We start from the raw sequence: 15,444 nt of genomic DNA, 5'->3' as shown, positions 1-15,444 counted from the left end.
ACTTTCGCGCTATTGACAAAGCGTTGTGTTTGTCAGCTGCGAAGAAGGAAGAGTATGAAGCGTTTCGGCTAATTCGTCAACCTTCTTTTTCTCGCTTCACGCTGCATTTGCATGCGCCGTTCAGCGAGGGGGCGAATTATAGCCCTGCCCCGCGCGGCCCGCAAGCGCTATTTTGCGGCCGGGCACTTATTGCTGTGTGATATCGTAGCGCCGACCACATCCTGCCTCATCCACATAGATTCCCATGCCCATCCCACACATCCTCCACACCGCCGATCCCGCCCTGTCCAGCGCCCTCGAACACGCCATCAATAGCAAAACGAAACCGCTCGGCAGTCTCGGCATGCTGGAAACCCTGGCACGCCAGATCGGCCTGATCCAGCAAAGCACGCAACTGGCCTTGCGGCAGCCCGCCATCATCGTGTTCGCGGCCGACCATGGCGTCGTCGCGGAAGGCATTTCCGCCTATCCGCAAAGCGTCACCTGGCAAATGGTGGAGAATTTCCTGGGCAACGGCGCCGCCATCAATGTCTTCGCCCGCCAGAACGATTGCGCCCTCTATATAGTAGACGCTGGCGTGAACCATGATTTCGGTCCGCGCGACGGCTTGCTAGACCGCAAGCAGGGTCCCGGCACGCGCAACTTCGCCACAGAACCCGCCATGAGCGCAGCGCAATGCCTGGCCGCCATGCAGGCGGGAATGGATCTGGTCGCCACCCTAGATGGCAATGTGCTGGGCTTCGGCGAAATGGGCATCGGCAACACCACGGCCGCCGCCGCGCTGATGCACAAGCTGACAGGCACGCCGGTCGCCGACTGCGTGGGCGCCGGCACGGGCCTGTCGAAGGAAGGCGTACTACATAAACAGCAAGTGATCGAAGTGGCCGTCGCCCATCACACGGCAGTCGATGAGCCGCTCAGCGTGCTGGCCACTTTCGGCGGCTTCGAAATCGCCATGATGGCCGGTGCCATGCTGAAGGCGGCGGAACGGCGCATGGTTCTGCTGATCGACGGCTTCATCGTCAGCAGCGCGCTGCTTGTGGCGGCGCGTTTGCAGCCGGCCATCCTCGATTACTGCGTGTTTTCGCACTGCTCCGATGAAAACGGCCACCGCCAGCTGCTGGCCAGCCTCGGAGCACGTCCGCTGTTGCACCTCGATTTGCGCCTCGGCGAAGGCACGGGTTCGGCACTGGCCTTGCCGCTGCTGCACGCGGCTGTCAACTTCATGCGCGAGATGGCGACCTTCGCCTCGGCCCAGGTCAGCGAAAAATCCACTGCAGCTTAAGACGATGCTCAATCCCGTTTCCGCCGCAGTCCATCAGTGCCGCCTCTTCTTCATCGCGCTGCAATTCTTCACGCGCCTGCCCATACCCCGCTGGGTGGGTTTCGAGCCGGCCTGGCTGCAGCACGCCTCGCGCTACTTTCCCCTGGTGGGCGTGGTGGTGGCGGCGATTTGCGGCGCCGTGTATCTGCTGGCCAGCTGGCTGCTGCCGTCGGCGGTGGCCGTGCTGCTGGCCGTCGCCGCCGGCATCTACCTGACGGGCGCCTTCCATGAAGACGGTTTTGCCGACATGTGCGACGGCTTCGGCGGCGGTTTGACGCGCGAGCGGGTGCTGGAAATCATGAAGGATTCGCGCATCGGCGCGTATGGCGCCATCGGCATCGTCTGCCTGCTGGCCGTCAAATGTGTGGCACTCGTCTCGCTGCCGCCCGCCGTCGTCGTGGCGGCGCTGTTCATCGCCCATCCGCTCTCGCGCCTGGCCGCCGTCTCGCTGATCCGGTTCATGGACTATGCGCGCGATGAAGGCAAGTCCAAGCCGATGGCCCAGGAAATGAGCACCACTGAATTCCTCATCGCCGCCGGCTGCGCCCTGCTGCCTGCCATCGCCTGCGGACTGCTGGGAATATTTGACTGGGCGGCGCTGGCCCTTGCCATCGTGGCGGCGGCAGCTGCCGCATTCTGGCTGGGCCGCAAATGCCAGCGCCGCCTGCAAGGCTACACGGGCGACTGCCTGGGCGCCGTGCAGCAGGTGGCGGAAGTGGCGATTTACCTTGCCATCCTGTCGAGTTTTCAACCTCCATTGCGCTTCTACTAAACAAGCATGCGCCTGATCCTCGTCCGCCACCCCGCGCCGCAAGTCACCACCGGCACCTGCTATGGCCGCAGCGACGTGGCGGTGGCGGCGCACGAAATGGCCGCGGTGCGCGCCAGCCTGCAAGCGACGCTGCCGGCCGGCATGCCGCTCTATGCCAGTCCGCTGCGCCGCTGCGCCGGCCTGGCGACGGCCCTGGCGCAGGATCTGCCCGCGAGCGAATTGCACTTTGATGCCCGGCTGGCCGAAATGGATTTCGGCACCTGGGAAATGCAGCCCTGGCACGCGATTGCGCGCGCGGACATCGATGCCTGGGCCGCCGACCTGGCCTGGTACCGCCCCGGCGGCGGCGAGAACGTGCTGGCGATGGCTGCCCGCGTCGATGCGTTTTTAGGCGATCTGTTGCGCGAACAACACGCAACGGCGGTCATCATCTGCCATGCGGGCACCATCCGCCTGTTGTCGGCACTGCAAACGGGGCTGCCATTGGAGGAAGCCGCCCTACTGGCCGCCCGATCCGCCCACAAAATCGCCTACGGTGCGACCGTCGTCGTCGATTTCTGATATCGAATAGACCAGCCAGCCATTTCAGTCTAAGCCTGCTGCACGTATAATGGCGGGGTTTTGGTGCCCGCGTTCATGTCCATGAGCGCAGTTAAACGGGAAACACGATGCCGCGCTCGCGGCGAACGTGTGCTGCCCCCGCAACGGTAAGCAAGTGTCGCCCCGGCCTACAGGAAGCGGACGACAAGCTATCTCTGACAACCACTGTGCTTGCAATCATCGAGCATGGGAAGGTGGGATAGCCGTACTTGCCAGCCCGGATACCGGCCAGGACAGGTGGAAGTGTGCGAACGGGGATGTTCGCGATCCGAATGGCCCATGGCCATCTTCGATCGTCATCTTCAGTTCCCACTTCTGTTCAATCTGGCCTACGGGGACGTCGGCTGGTTGCATATTACTTACTGAAAATTATCATGACCCATGCTGTTTCCCGCCGCGCGACGCTCACGTCGCTCGCGCTAGCCATTGCCGCGCCTGCCGCTTTCGCCCAGACCACACCCGACACCTTCGATCCGGTGATCGTTACCGCAACCCGCACACCGCAAAAAACCAGCGAATTGCTGGCCAATACGGCCATCATCACCAGCGAAGAGATCGCGCGTTCGGGTGCGGGATCGGTTACTGAGTTGCTGCAAAAACAACGTGGCATCGAAGTCGTCCGCAATGGCGGTGCAGGCACAGCGGCATCGGTGTACATCCGTGGCGCAAACAGCACCCAGAATATCGTTCTGGTGGATGGCGTACGCATCGGTTCCTCGACATTGGGCACCGCCAACTGGAGCCCGGTTCCACTGGCAAATATCGACCGCATCGAGATCGTCTACGGTCCATTGAGCACCCTGTACGGCGCCGATGCCATCGGTGGCGTCATCCAGATTTTCACCAAAAAAGGCAGCGGCGCGCCCGTGGTTGGCGCATCGGTCGGCTTTGGCAGCGATGCCACGCGCCAATATGATGCCAGCGTTTCAGGAGCAAGCGGTGGCTACAACAGCCTGAGCTACTCGTTGAATGTCAGCAAGGAAAAAAGCGACGGTTTTTCGGCCACCAAACCAGGCAATTTCTCTTACAACGCAGACAAAGACGGCTACGACAAGAAAAGCGTCACTGGCCAGGTTGGCTTCCAATTGGCCAAGGGACATGATCTGGGCCTGGTATTCATGAACAGCAAGCTGGAAGCCCAGTACGACGACGGCCTTGGCTATGACACGCGCAGCAATCAAAAGCTGGAAAACATCGGCGTATTCATGAACAATGAATTCGTTCAAGGCTGGCACAGCAAGGTACAAGTTGCCGAAGCACGCGACAAGGCCAACGAGGACACCGCTGCGGGCACGGCCGGCAAAAGCCATCTGGAAACCAAGCAATCGACGTTCGATTGGCAAAATGACATCGCCATCGGCGCCGATACGCTGCAATTGCTGGCCAGCTACCGCAAGGAAGAAGTCGTCTCCAGCGCCAAGCCAATCTTGAATCGTGCCCGCGACACCAAGTCGCTGGCAGCTTCCTACACCATGAAGCGCGACCAGCACCTGCTCAGCGGCAGCCTGCGCCGCGACAAGATGTCGGAAACCGGTTCGACCAACACAGGCAGCCTGGGTTACGGCTACCAGATCAATAATGCCTTGCGCGCCACCGCCAGTTATGGCACCAGCTTCCGCCAGCCTACCTACAATGAACTGTATTACCCAGGTTACGGCATCGCCAGCAACCGTCCCGAAAAAGGCCGCAATGCTGAAGTCGGCCTGCGCTATGACGATGGCAAGACACAGCTGAGCGCCGTGTACTATCACAATCGCGTCACCGATCTGCTGATCTATGCGGACACCTGCCCGGTTGAAGTGGCCACGCATCCGTACGGCTGCGCCTACAACGTCAACAAGGCATTGCTGGAAGGCATCACCCTGACTGGCCGCCGCAAGTTCGGCGACTTTGGCCTCAGCGGCAATATCGACCTGCAAGATCCGCGCGATCAAACCCTGGACAAATCGCTGGTGCGCCGCGCCAAGCGTCATGCCAACTTTGCGGCTGACTACAGCATCGGCCAACTGAACACGGGCGCCGAATGGCAATTGTCGGGCAAGCGTTTTGAAAATCCTGCCAACACGACCAGCCTTGGCGGTTATGGCCTGGTCAACCTGTTCGCCACCTATCAAGTGGCGCAGGACTGGTCGGTGCTGGCGCGCTGGAACAATATCACTGACAAGAAATATGAACTGGCCCGTAACTACAATACCGCTGGCTCCAAGTTCTTCGTCGGCCTGCGTTACGGCTCGAAATAAGCAGATAGTAATGATGTAAGCTGCGGGCGATGGCATGCCGCCATCGCCCGCAGATGCGGTTCCCGATTTTAAGGCAGTACATGCACCCATTTTTCCGCAATATGCGCCACCGCGCTACCGTGATCCTGACGGTGCTGGTCGTGTGCGCGATTGCCAGCCTGATTTTCTCCGGCATGATCGGTTCGATCGCGATCCCGCTCGCCGACCTGCCTTCCGCCCTGCTCCATGTCGTACAGGGCAAGACCGACACCCTCGCCGACACCCTGCTCGACCTGCGCCTGGGCCGCGCGCTGACCGCCTTTGTCACCGGCGCGGCGCTCTCCTTGGCCGGCCTGATGATGCAGGCGCTGCTGCGCAACCCGCTGGCAGACCCGTATGTGCTGGGCATTTCCGCCGGCGCCTCCGTCGGTGCGCTGGCGGCGTTGCTGTTCATGTGCGCGCTGTGGGTGGTCGATGCCGCCGCCTTTGCCGGCGCCGTCGGCGTGTCGATGCTGCTGTACTTCTTTGCCCGGCGCGACCTGCGCGGCGGCACGGCGGCCGAGGGCGGCGCCTCGCTGTTGCTGCTGACGGGCGTGATCCTGGCCTCGGCCTGCATGGCCATCGTCACCCTGATGCTGTCCATCGCGCCTGAAAGCCGCTTGCGCAGCATGGTGTTCTGGATGATCGGCGACCTGTCCGGCGCACCCGCGCGGCTGATGCCTTGGCTGGTTTTGGCCGGCGCCCTGGTCTTTGCCCTGCGCTGCGCTCGCTCGCTCAACGTCATGGCCCTGCACGCGGAAGCGGCCAGCACACTGGGCGTGCGCGTGGGCGCGCTGCGCAAGGGACTGTTCTTCTGTTCCGGCCTGCTCACTGCCAGCGCCGTCACCAGCGCCGGCAGCGTGGGCTTCGTCGGCCTGATCGTGCCGCATGCGCTGCGCTTTGCCTGCGGCCCCGATCACCGCCTGCTGATCCCGGCCGCCGTGCTGGCCGGCGGCACCTTCCTGGTGCTGGCCGATACCCTGGCGCGCACGGTACTGGCGCCCTTGCAGCTGCCCGTCGGCGTGGTGACAGCCATGATCGGCGCGCCCGTCTTCCTGTACCAATTGCACCGATTGCGCCGGGGATGAAAAGAGCATGATACGCACCTACCAACTGGGCCTGAAGGCGGGCGCGCGCTCCCTCGTGGACAACCTCACCTGGCAGGTCAAAGACGGCGAATGCTGGAGCGTCATCGGCCGCAACGGCGCCGGCAAGAGTACTTTGCTGCGCACCCTGGCCGGCTTGCGCGAACCGGATGCCGGCCACGTGACGATACAGGGCCGTGCCCTGATCGACTGGCCGCTGGAAGCACTGGCGCGCGAACGGGCCTTCCTGGCGCAGGCGCGGCACGACGCGTTCTCGTACCGCGTCATCGAAACCGTGCTGTCGGCGCGCCACCCATATCACGACAACCACTACTGGGAAGGCAGCGATGACCAGCGCATCGCCCTGGCGGCACTGGCCTCGATGGAAGTGGAACACCTGGCCGAGCGCGACGTGCGCAGCCTGTCCGGCGGCGAACGCCAGCGCGTGGCGATCGCCGCCATGCTGGCGCAAGATACGCCCTTGCTGCTGCTGGACGAACCGGCCAACGCGCTGGACCTGGCGCACCAGGTCAGCGTCATGGGCCTGCTGGCCAAGCTGTGCCGTGAACAGAATAAAACCGTGGTCATGGTGGGGCATGACCTGAACCTGGCGCACAGCGTCTCGACCCATGCGCTGCTGCTGATGGGCGACGGCGGCTGGCTGGCCGGCCCCGTGGCCGACGTGATGCAAGCCTCCATCCTGGGCGACTACCTGGGGCACCCTATCGAGATCATCGATCACGGCAAACGCAAGATATTCATACCGAAAGAGGACTGACATGAGCGACAACAAGACCATCGACGCGGACACCGCAGCCATCAACGAACGCCACCGTGTGCGCATGGAGAGAAAAAAGGCCATCATCGATGCGGCCATCGCCAAGGCGGACAAGGAAATCGGCATCATCATCGTCAACACGGGCAACGGCAAGGGCAAGAGTTCGAGCGGCTTCGGCATGGCCATCCGCGCCATGGGCCACGGCATGAAAGTAGGCGTGGTGCAGTTCATCAAGGGCGCCATGTCCACGGGCGAAGAAAAATTCCTGCGCCGCTTCCCCGACGAAATCAGTTTCCATGCGATGGGCGAAGGCTATACCTGGGAAACGCAAAACCGCGAACGCGACATCGAAAAAGCCGAACTGGCATGGGAACAGGCGAAGACCTTCCTGGCCGACCCCAGCTACGGCCTGGTGCTGTTCGACGAACTCAATATCGCCCTCAAATACAACTACCTCGACGTGCATAAAGTCATCGCCGACCTGCTCGAGCGCCCGCACATGCAGCACGTGGTCATCACGGGCCGCGGCGCGCCGGACGAATTGATCGCGATTGCCGACACCGTCACCGAAATGGCCGTCGTCAAGCATGCGTACGCGGCCGGCATCGGCGCACAAATCGGCACCGAGTGGTAACAGCGCCATGACGCGCACCCTGGTCTTCGGCGGCGCCCGTTCCGGCAAGAGCGCCCATGCGGAAAAGCTTGCCCGCGAGTCCGGCAAGGAAGTGATCTACATCGCCACCGCGCAGGCGGGAGACGATGAGATGGCCACGCGCGTCAGGCATCACCGTGCGCAGCGCCCGGCCGAGTGGGTGACCGTGGAAGAACCGCTGCGCCTGGGCGACGCCATCCTGCGGGAAGCGCGGCCCGGCCGCCTGCTGCTGGTCGACTGCCTGACCCTGTGGCTGACGAATTTGATGTTTTCCAGCGGCGAGACGTATCCGGACGTGGGCGACATCGTCCTGCCCGCACTGTTCCACGGCGAGCGCGCGCACCTGCTGCATGCGCTGGCCGAAATAGAAGACACCGGCTGCGACCTCGTGCTCGTCTCGAACGAAGTGGGCATGGGCATCGTGCCCTACGGCGCCATCTCGCGCTGCTTCACCGATGAAGCGGGTCGCTTGAACCAGGCCGTGGCCGCCGTGTGCGACAAGGCTGTCTTCGTCGCCGCCGGCCTGCCGCTGTACCTGAAAGGCGGCCCATGCTGAGCGGCCTGTCGCTGCCCGTGCTGGCCGCCTTGATGACGGCCGGCGTGCTGCTCGACATGCTGCTGGGCGAGACGCGCCGCTGGCATCCGCTGGTGGGTTTTGGCCGCCTCGCCAGCGCGCTGGAGCGCCTGCTGAACCGGGGCCGAGGACGTTTTTCACGCGGCGTGCTGGCGTGGATGCTGGCCGTGCTGCCGCTCAGCTATGCGGCCTGGTGGCTGTGCGGCCTGGCCGGGGCGGCCCTCCACGCCTTCCTGCTGTATCTGTGCCTGGGCTTGCGCAGCCTGCGCGACCACAACCAGCCGATCGCCGACGCCCTGGCCATCGATGACCTGCACAACGCGCGCCTGCTGACGGCGCGCATCGTCAGCCGCGATACCAACAATGCCGATGCGGCCAGCCTGGCCAAGGCCAGCACGGAGTCCCTGCTGGAAAACGGCAACGACGCCGTCTTCGGCACCCTGTTCTGGTTTGCCGTGGCGGGCGGCCCCGGCGCCGTGCTCTTCAGGCTGGCGAATACCCTCGACGCCATGTGGGGCTACCGCAACGAACGCTACGACTGGTTCGGCTGCTGCGCCGCGCGCATCGACGACATCCTCAATTACCTGCCAGCGCGCCTGACGGCCCTGTCCTATGTCTTGCTGGGCAAGAGCATGGCGGACAAAAAAAACGCCTGGCACTGCTGGCGCACCCAGGCCCCCGTCTGGGGCAGCCCGAACGCGGGGCCCGTGATGGCCAGCGGCGCCGGCGCCCTGGGCCTGGCCCTCGGTGGCGACGCCATCTACGACGGCGAGCTGGAACGCCGCCCTCCACTGGGTGCCGGCCGTCCCGCCGAAGCGCGCGACATCGACCGCGCCTGGCGCCTCGTCGCCGAAACGGCCGTCTTGTGGCTGGTCTGGGCGGCGCTGCTGGCGGGCCTGTCTTACCTGAAAGGAAAGTACCTTGCTTGAACATGGCGGCAACCTGCGCGACGCGGCGCGCGAATACGGCCGGCCCCTGGAAGACTGGATCGACCTGTCGACCGGCATCAACCCGCACTGGTATGCAGCGCCAGCACCCGACGCCAACGCGTGGCACCGGCTGCCGGAAGCCGACCCCGCACTGGCCGCTGCCGCCTGCGCATATTACAACGCGCCAGCCATGCTGCCCGTGGCGGGCACGCAAGCTGCCATCCAGGCCTTGCCCCGGCTGCGCGCCCCCTCGCGCGTGGCGGTGGCCGCGCCCTCGTATGCCGAACATGCGCACCACTGGGGCCAGCACGGCCACGATTTGCGCCAGGTGCCTTACGCGCAGCTGGCCGATGCCGTCGACCACTGCGACGTGCTGGTCGTCTGCAACCCGAACAATCCCACGGGCGAACGCATCGCACCGGACCTGCTGCTGGAGTGGGCAGCCCGGCTGGCCGCGCGCGGCGGCTGGCTGCTGGTCGATGAAGCGTTTGGCGACACGGAATCGCAAGCCAGCCTGGGTCCCCATACGCATCGGCCAGGCTTGATCGTGCTGCGTTCGGTGGGCAAATTCTTTGGCCTGGCGGGACTGCGCCTGGGCTTTGTCGCCGCCCATCCCGCGCTGCTGGCCCAGCTGGCCGACCTGCTGGGCCCCTGGACCGTCAGCGGCCCGGCGCAGCAGGTGGCGCTGGCCGCCTTGAACGACACGCGCTGGCAGCAAGCGATGCGCGAGCGCCTGCGCGGCGAAGGCGCCCGCCTGCAGCAACTGCTGGCAGGCCACGGCATCGCCAGCAGCGGCACGGCGCTGTTTCAATGGTGGCCAGAAGCACGCGCCGAAGCGTTCTGGCGCCACATGGCGGAATCGGGCATCTGGGTACGCCTGTTCCGCCACGCGGCCCACGGCATCCGCCTGGGCCTGCCCCCCGACGAACATGCCTGGCTGCGCCTGCAGCAGGCCCTCACTGCATGGAAACCCACATGAAAATCCTGAAAATATCGCTGCTGCTGGCCGGACTGCTCTCACTGCAGGCGCATGCCACCATCACGGTGCGCGACGACGATGGCAATACCGTCACCGTGGCAAAACCGGTGCAGCGCATCCTGGCGCTGGCGCCGCACGTCACGGAACTGCTGTTCGCGGCCGGCGGTGGCGACAAGATCGCCGGCGTCGTCAGCTACAGCGACTACCCGGAAGCGGCCAAAAAACTGCCTCAGGTGGGCGACAACCGCCAGTACGACATGGAGCGCATCATCGCCATGAAGCCGGACCTGATCGTCGTTTGGATGCACGGCAGCGCCGAGCGCCAGATCGCCATGCTGCGCCAGCTGAAGGTACCGATCTATCACAGCGAGCCGCGCAAGCTGACCGATATCCCCGACAGCATGGAGCGCCTGGGGCAGCTGATGGGCACGGAAAAAACCGCCAAGCCGGCCGCCGCCCAGCTGCGCGCCACACTGGCCGGCCTGACGGCGCGATACGCACAGCGCCCGCCCGTGCGCGTGTTTTACCAGGTGTGGGACAAACCCTTGTATACCTTGAGCGGCGCGAGCATCATCAGCGACTCCATGCGCGTATGCGGCGGCCAGAATGTGTTCGCCGCGATGAAGGTGGTGGCGCCCGTCGTCACGCCGGAAGGCGTGCTGCAGGAAGACCCGGAAGTCATTTTCGGCACCAGCGAAAAAAGCGACCCGCGCAGCGAAGGCGGCCTGGCCATGTGGCGCGCCTTCCCGTCGATGACGGCCGTACGCAAGAATAACCTGTTCCGCCTGAATGGCGACCTGCTGAACCGCGCCGGCCCGCGCATGATCGAAGGCACGGCCGCCATGTGCCAACAGCTGGAAGCGGCACGCCAGCGCCGTACCGACAAGGCGGCTCAATGAGTCACTACCAGCGTATCGCCTGTTTGTCGACGGAAGCCGTGGAGACGCTGTACGCGCTGGGCGCCGAGGACGTCATCGCGGGGATATCGGGATTTACCGTGCGCCCTCCCCGCGCGCGCGAGGAAAAAACCAGGATCAGCGGTTTTTCTTCCACGAAGCTGGAACGCATCATGGCAGTGGAACCGGACCTCGTGATCGGCTTTTGCGACATGCAGGCAGACATTTGCCGCGACCTGGTCAAGGCCGGCATCGAGGTGCACCAGTTCAACCAGCGCACGGTCGACGGCATCCTGCGCATGATCGCCGTGCTGGCCGCGCTGGTGCAGCGCGAGGAAGCGGGAAAATTGCTGATCGCCAGCCTGCGCGCGGACATCGCCGCCGCCCGCGCCCGCGCCGTCGGCTGGACGCGCAAGCCCGTGATTTACTTTGAGGAGTGGAACGATCCCCTGATGAGCGGCATCGGCTGGGCGGCGGAACTGATCGCCATCGCCGGCGGCACAGACGCCTTCCCGGAATTGTCGATGCAGCAGGGCGCGAAGGAACGCATCATCGCCGATGCCCATGACGTGGTCGCACGCGCGCCCGACATCATCCTCGCCAGCTGGTGCGGCAAGAAATTCCAGCCGGCGCAACTGGCGGCGCGCCCGGACTGGGATGCGATTCCCGCCGTGAAAAACCAGATGCTGTTCGAGATCAAGTCGCCCGACATCCTGTCGCCCGGCCCGGCGGCGATTACCGAAGGGCTGCGACAGATCAGCGATATCGTCGCGCAATGGCAGGAGCGCCAGCCATGAAGCCACGCTTCCCCGTCCTGATGGTGCAGGGCACGACGTCCGACGCGGGCAAGAGCACCGTCGTCGTGGCCCTGTGTCGCTTGTTGAAGCGCGGTGGCGTGACAGTGGCGCCGTTCAAGCCGCAAAACATGGCCTTGAACAGCGCAGTGACGAGCGACGGCGGCGAGATCGGCCGCGCCCAGGCCTTGCAGGCGCTGGCCTGCGGCATCGCGCCGCACACGGACATGAATCCGGTGCTCTTGAAACCGTCGTCGAACACGGGCGCGCAAGTGATCATCCACGGCAAGGTGCGCGCCGAGATGGATGCGCGCGACTACCAGCAATACAAGACCATCGCCATGGGCGCCGTGCTGGAATCGTACGCGCGCTTGCGCCAGCAGTACGACGCCGTCGTCGTCGAAGGCGCGGGCAGCCCGGCCGAAGTCAATCTGCGCGCGCGCGACATCGCCAACATGGGCTTTGCCGAAACCGTCGACTGCCCCGTGATCCTGGTGGCCGACATTGACCGGGGCGGCGTCTTCGCCCACATCATCGGCACCCTGGCGTGTTTGTCCGACAGCGAACGGGCACGCATCGTCGGCTTCGTCATCAACCGCTTCCGCGGCGACATCTCGCTGCTCACGCCCGGCATCGAGTGGCTGGAACAGCAGACGGGCAAGCCCGTGCTGGCCGTGCTGCCGTATTTGCAAGGCCTGTTCCTCGACGCGGAAGACGCCGTCGAAGCGATGCAGGCCGAACGCGGCGCCTTCAAGGTGGTGGTGCCGCAACTGCCGCGCATCAGCAACCACACGGACGTCGATGCGCTGCGCGCCCATCCCGATATCGACCTGCGCTTCATCCAGCAGGGACAGCCGATTCCAGCGGCCGACCTGGTGATCCTGCCCGGCAGCAAGAACACGCGCGGCGACCTGGCCTGGCTGCAACAGCAGGGCTGGCCCGCCTACCTGGCGAAGCACCTGCGCTACGGCGGCAAGGTGCTCGGCATCTGCGGCGGCTTCCAGATGCTGGGGCAAAGCGTGCGCGATCCGCTGGGCGTGGAAGGCATGGCGGGAGAGTCAACGGCGCTGGGCCTGCTCGACATGGTGACTGAATTAACAAGCGACAAGCGGCTGGAACAGGTGAACGGCCACTGCGCGTTTGCCGGCGCGGCCGATGCGCCCGTGGCAGGCTATGAAATCCACATGGGCGTATCGCATGGCGCGGCATTGGCGCAGCCGGCGTTCATGATCGGCGGCCGCCCGGAAGGTGCGGTGTCAAGCGACGGGCACATCCTGGGCAGCTATATGCACGGCCTGTTCGACACGCCCGCCGCATGTACGGCGCTGCTGCGCTGGGCCGGGCTGGACTCCGGCCATACGGTGGACACCGCCGCCCTGCGCGAAGCGAGCCTGGAGCGCATCGCCGACGCCGCCATACCGCTGCTGGCCGCGCTGGAACGATTACCGCGCTGATGGCGGTGTCGGCTTACGCCGACACGCAGCCCTTAATTTTTCAGGCAGGTGCCCATATACGTGCGGTCGGTCGAAAACTCGACCGCCATGCTCGACGACACCGGCATGAACATCGAGTAATCCGCCGGCACGTCGGCCGGGTCCTTGAATACGGCGATGCCATCGAAATCGACGGCCTGCGCGCCCAGGCCCAGCTTGTTGGCGGTGATGGTTTCCACATGCGTCTTGCCGGTCGTGTTATTCGTCAGGGTCGCGGTGCTGCCGGCCACGACGATTTTCGCGCTGATGCCCGGTGCCGCGCAGGCATAGCTGCCGGCGATTTCGCTGCCGATCTTTTGCTGTTTGGCGGCGACGATGGTGCCCACGCGCAGCACGTTTTCCTGATTGCGCCCGTAGCGGTCGATGAACAGCGCCAGCCCGCGGTCGCCCGCATGCACGTGGACGATGCCGAAATCCTGCTGGCCCTGGCGGGCGATGATCAGGCCACTCTTTGCATCCTTGACCAGGGTCAGGCTGGCGTTTTCCGCTTCCAGCTGCGGCGATACCGCCGAGCACACGCCTTGTGCATTGAACACGCCGCCATTGCACAATTGCGCGCTGCCATCGGCCGCCACCTTGAGACTGCCCTTCGGATGGAAAGGGAAAGCGCCGTTCGAGGCATTGCGCATGGCGCCCAGGAAGATATAGTTGCCGGCCAGCTTGGCCACGTCGCCCACCGCATAGCCGGTGCCGCTGACGTTGGAACTCATGTTGCCCAGCTTCACCGTTCCTGTCAGCAGGCGCGTGCGCGCATCCACGGTGACGCTGAAATCCGTTGCCGTGTACGTGGTCAAATTGCCAGTGGTGGACACGGTGAACGTGCCGCTGCGGTCGCTCAAGCCGAACTGCGTCGACAGCACGCGGATGGCATAGGTTTTCTTTGCGCTGTCGAACGTGATGCGCCACGTGTCGCCGATATCGGCGGCCACGTCATACACCGTCTCGTCCGCATTGGCGCCGGCGATCACGGCCAGGCCAGCCTGGGCCGCGACCGCTTGCGAGGCGACCGTCACGGGATCGGCGACAGGCGTGACCACAACGGGCGGCGTGACCGGCGCTTCCGGCGCAGCGTGATCGCTGCCGCCGCCGCAGGCGGACAGAGCCGCGCCCAACAAAACGATTGAAATTGCATTCTTCATCAGTGACTTTCCAGGAATCGAGGACAAATTGCGGGCCACAGGACTCGCAAAGACAGCACTCATGCTAGATCCCGCTGGAATTTATTACTATAGGACAATTGTTCTATAGACTTTCTACGGCAACATTTCGGTCAGTACGGCCAGCGCCGCGGCCAGCGCCGTCTTGTTGCCCACATCGAGCTTGGCATACACGCTGTGCAGCTGATTCCTGACCGTAGCCGGCGATACACCTTGCTGCCGGGCAATATCCTTATAACTGAGACCAGTGGCCGCCAGGCGCGCCACAGCCCCCTCGACGCTGGTCAGCGGCCGCCCCGCCGGGCGCTGCGCCAGCTGGATATACAGGTAACCGCCCAGCTCCGTCACTTGCGCCCTCATGGTTTTTCCCGCATACCGGCCCAGGCCGGGACGCCGCAGTGCCTCGACAAATTCCGCTGGCAGCATGGGAGGCTCCCACTCGGGCCATTCGCGCTGCAACATGTCGATGGCAACCGGCTCCACATATTGCAAGCAGCCATTCAGGCTGGCCAGCAAGCGCACGCTGCCGGGTGACGGCTGCACATCCGTTGCCCAGAACAAACGGCTGTTGATCGCTTGCGCCTGGGTCAGGTGCGGCAACAGCAGGTTACCCATTTCGATCTCGGCAGCGGAATACGCGCGTTCCGGCCCTGCCCGCCACAAGGCAATCAAGTCCAGGTTGGCGTGGTGCGTAGCCGGCGAAATCAGCACCATGCTATGGGCAATCGCATATTTTCTGCAATAAGCATGCAAGTCCAGGTAGCGCCGGTCGATGTCGGCCGATGCCATCGTCACGCAGTTGCCGCGCGAACGGCAGGCATCGGCCAGGATGACATCGGGACTGACGAGCGCCTTGCGGTCGGCCAGTTTCTCTATCGGTTGCTGATACATGTGCAGGCTGTGCAGCGAAATCGCCATATCAGGGGAAAAAGAAGCGGCGATGATGGCGCCAGAATCGAAGGGCAGCGCCTGCCTCAGCATATCGAGCGCCTGCCCCTGGAACTCGCCCGTCGTGCACTCCTGGGCACTGCCATACAGATTCAGGATCAGGTGATTCAATTCTCTCATGGTGCAACGGGTCCGCTTTCATTCGGGGTAGCAGCATTGTGCTGACAGGAAAAAGTCATGTCAACGTGGCAATAAGGGCCGACCG

At 64.3% G+C, this 15,444-nt stretch carries 16 protein-coding genes and 1 riboswitch; of the genes, 14 read left to right on the top strand and 2 right to left on the bottom strand.

Features of this window, described 5'->3' with window-relative positions; all coding sequences use genetic code 11:
- The 14 genes from CBW66_RS29285 to CBW66_RS21015 all read left to right on the top strand — a co-directional run.
- A partial coding sequence (locus tag CBW66_RS29285) for a hypothetical protein (RefSeq protein ID WP_216356465.1) occupies positions 1-200 on the top strand: 200 nt, incomplete at its 5' end.
- Between the two features lie 44 nt (positions 201-244).
- On the top strand, positions 245-1,285 hold the full coding sequence (cobT, locus tag CBW66_RS21075; protein ID WP_086139127.1) for a nicotinate-nucleotide--dimethylbenzimidazole phosphoribosyltransferase: 1,041 nt from the start codon (positions 245-247) through the stop codon (positions 1,283-1,285).
- 4 nt (positions 1,286-1,289) lie between these two features.
- Positions 1,290-2,096 carry an adenosylcobinamide-GDP ribazoletransferase gene (locus CBW66_RS21070; protein ID WP_086139126.1) on the top strand — a complete coding sequence of 269 codons (807 nt, stop codon included), beginning with the start codon at positions 1,290-1,292 and terminating at the stop codon, positions 2,094-2,096.
- 6 nt (positions 2,097-2,102) lie between these two features.
- Positions 2,103-2,657, top strand: a complete 555-nt coding sequence (locus tag CBW66_RS21065) for a histidine phosphatase family protein (RefSeq protein WP_086139125.1) — start codon at positions 2,103-2,105, stop codon at positions 2,655-2,657.
- A gap of 44 nt (positions 2,658-2,701) precedes the next feature.
- Positions 2,702-2,944, top strand: a riboswitch (cobalamin riboswitch).
- A gap of 9 nt (positions 2,945-2,953) precedes the next feature.
- Positions 2,954-4,936 (top strand): TonB-dependent receptor, encoded by a 1,983-nt coding sequence (locus CBW66_RS21060; protein ID WP_230492245.1) that lies wholly within the window; start codon positions 2,954-2,956, stop codon positions 4,934-4,936.
- 80 nt (positions 4,937-5,016) lie between these two features.
- Entirely contained in the window at positions 5,017-6,042 is a 1,026-nt protein-coding gene (locus CBW66_RS21055) for an iron ABC transporter permease (protein ID WP_086139123.1), read from the top strand.
- A gap of 7 nt (positions 6,043-6,049) precedes the next feature.
- The gene (locus tag CBW66_RS21050) at positions 6,050-6,817 is read left to right on the top strand and encodes an ABC transporter ATP-binding protein (protein WP_086139122.1); all 768 of its coding nucleotides are present in this window, start codon (positions 6,050-6,052) and stop codon (positions 6,815-6,817) included.
- A 1-nt stretch (position 6,818) separates the two neighbouring features.
- The gene (gene cobO / locus CBW66_RS21045; RefSeq protein WP_086139121.1) at positions 6,819-7,451 is read left to right on the top strand and encodes a cob(I)yrinic acid a,c-diamide adenosyltransferase; all 633 of its coding nucleotides are present in this window, start codon (positions 6,819-6,821) and stop codon (positions 7,449-7,451) included.
- A 7-nt stretch (positions 7,452-7,458) separates the two neighbouring features.
- Positions 7,459-8,025: a bifunctional adenosylcobinamide kinase/adenosylcobinamide-phosphate guanylyltransferase gene (gene cobU, locus CBW66_RS21040; protein ID WP_086139120.1), complete on the top strand. Its 567-nt coding sequence runs from the start codon at positions 7,459-7,461 to the stop codon at positions 8,023-8,025.
- A complete protein-coding gene (gene cbiB / locus CBW66_RS21035) occupies positions 8,019-8,972 on the top strand; it encodes an adenosylcobinamide-phosphate synthase CbiB (RefSeq protein ID WP_086139119.1) in 954 nt (317 codons plus the stop codon). Before cobU ends, cbiB begins: the two co-directional genes overlap by 7 nt.
- Positions 8,965-9,951 carry a threonine-phosphate decarboxylase CobD gene (gene cobD / locus CBW66_RS21030; protein WP_086139118.1) on the top strand — a complete coding sequence of 329 codons (987 nt, stop codon included), beginning with the start codon at positions 8,965-8,967 and terminating at the stop codon, positions 9,949-9,951. Before cbiB ends, cobD begins: the two co-directional genes overlap by 8 nt.
- Entirely contained in the window at positions 9,948-10,850 is a 903-nt protein-coding gene (locus CBW66_RS21025; RefSeq protein WP_086139117.1) for a cobalamin-binding protein, read from the top strand. The genes cobD and CBW66_RS21025 overlap by 4 nt, the downstream gene beginning before the upstream one ends.
- Positions 10,847-11,644 carry an ABC transporter substrate-binding protein gene (locus CBW66_RS21020; protein ID WP_086139116.1) on the top strand — a complete coding sequence of 266 codons (798 nt, stop codon included), beginning with the start codon at positions 10,847-10,849 and terminating at the stop codon, positions 11,642-11,644. The genes CBW66_RS21025 and CBW66_RS21020 overlap by 4 nt, the downstream gene beginning before the upstream one ends.
- Entirely contained in the window at positions 11,641-13,095 is a 1,455-nt protein-coding gene (locus tag CBW66_RS21015; RefSeq protein ID WP_230492244.1) for a cobyric acid synthase, read from the top strand. Before CBW66_RS21020 ends, CBW66_RS21015 begins: the two co-directional genes overlap by 4 nt.
- A gap of 32 nt (positions 13,096-13,127) precedes the next feature.
- Here CBW66_RS21015 and CBW66_RS21010 read toward each other — a convergent pair whose 3' ends face one another.
- Both CBW66_RS21010 and CBW66_RS21005 read right to left on the bottom strand, forming a co-directional pair.
- Positions 13,128-14,273: a hypothetical protein gene (locus CBW66_RS21010; protein ID WP_086139115.1), complete on the bottom strand. Its 1,146-nt coding sequence runs from the start codon at positions 14,271-14,273 to the stop codon at positions 13,128-13,130.
- A gap of 114 nt (positions 14,274-14,387) precedes the next feature.
- A complete protein-coding gene (locus tag CBW66_RS21005) occupies positions 14,388-15,359 on the bottom strand; it encodes a helix-turn-helix transcriptional regulator (protein ID WP_086139114.1) in 972 nt (323 codons plus the stop codon).
- Positions 15,360-15,444 lie beyond the last annotated feature (85 nt).

Origin of the sequence: Janthinobacterium sp. GW456P (assembly GCF_002127655.1) — a bacterium.
GTDB lineage: Bacteria > Pseudomonadota > Gammaproteobacteria > Burkholderiales > Burkholderiaceae_D > Janthinobacterium.
The sequence above is the reverse complement of the archived record's forward strand: the minus strand, read 5'-3'. Positions and strand labels throughout refer to the sequence as shown.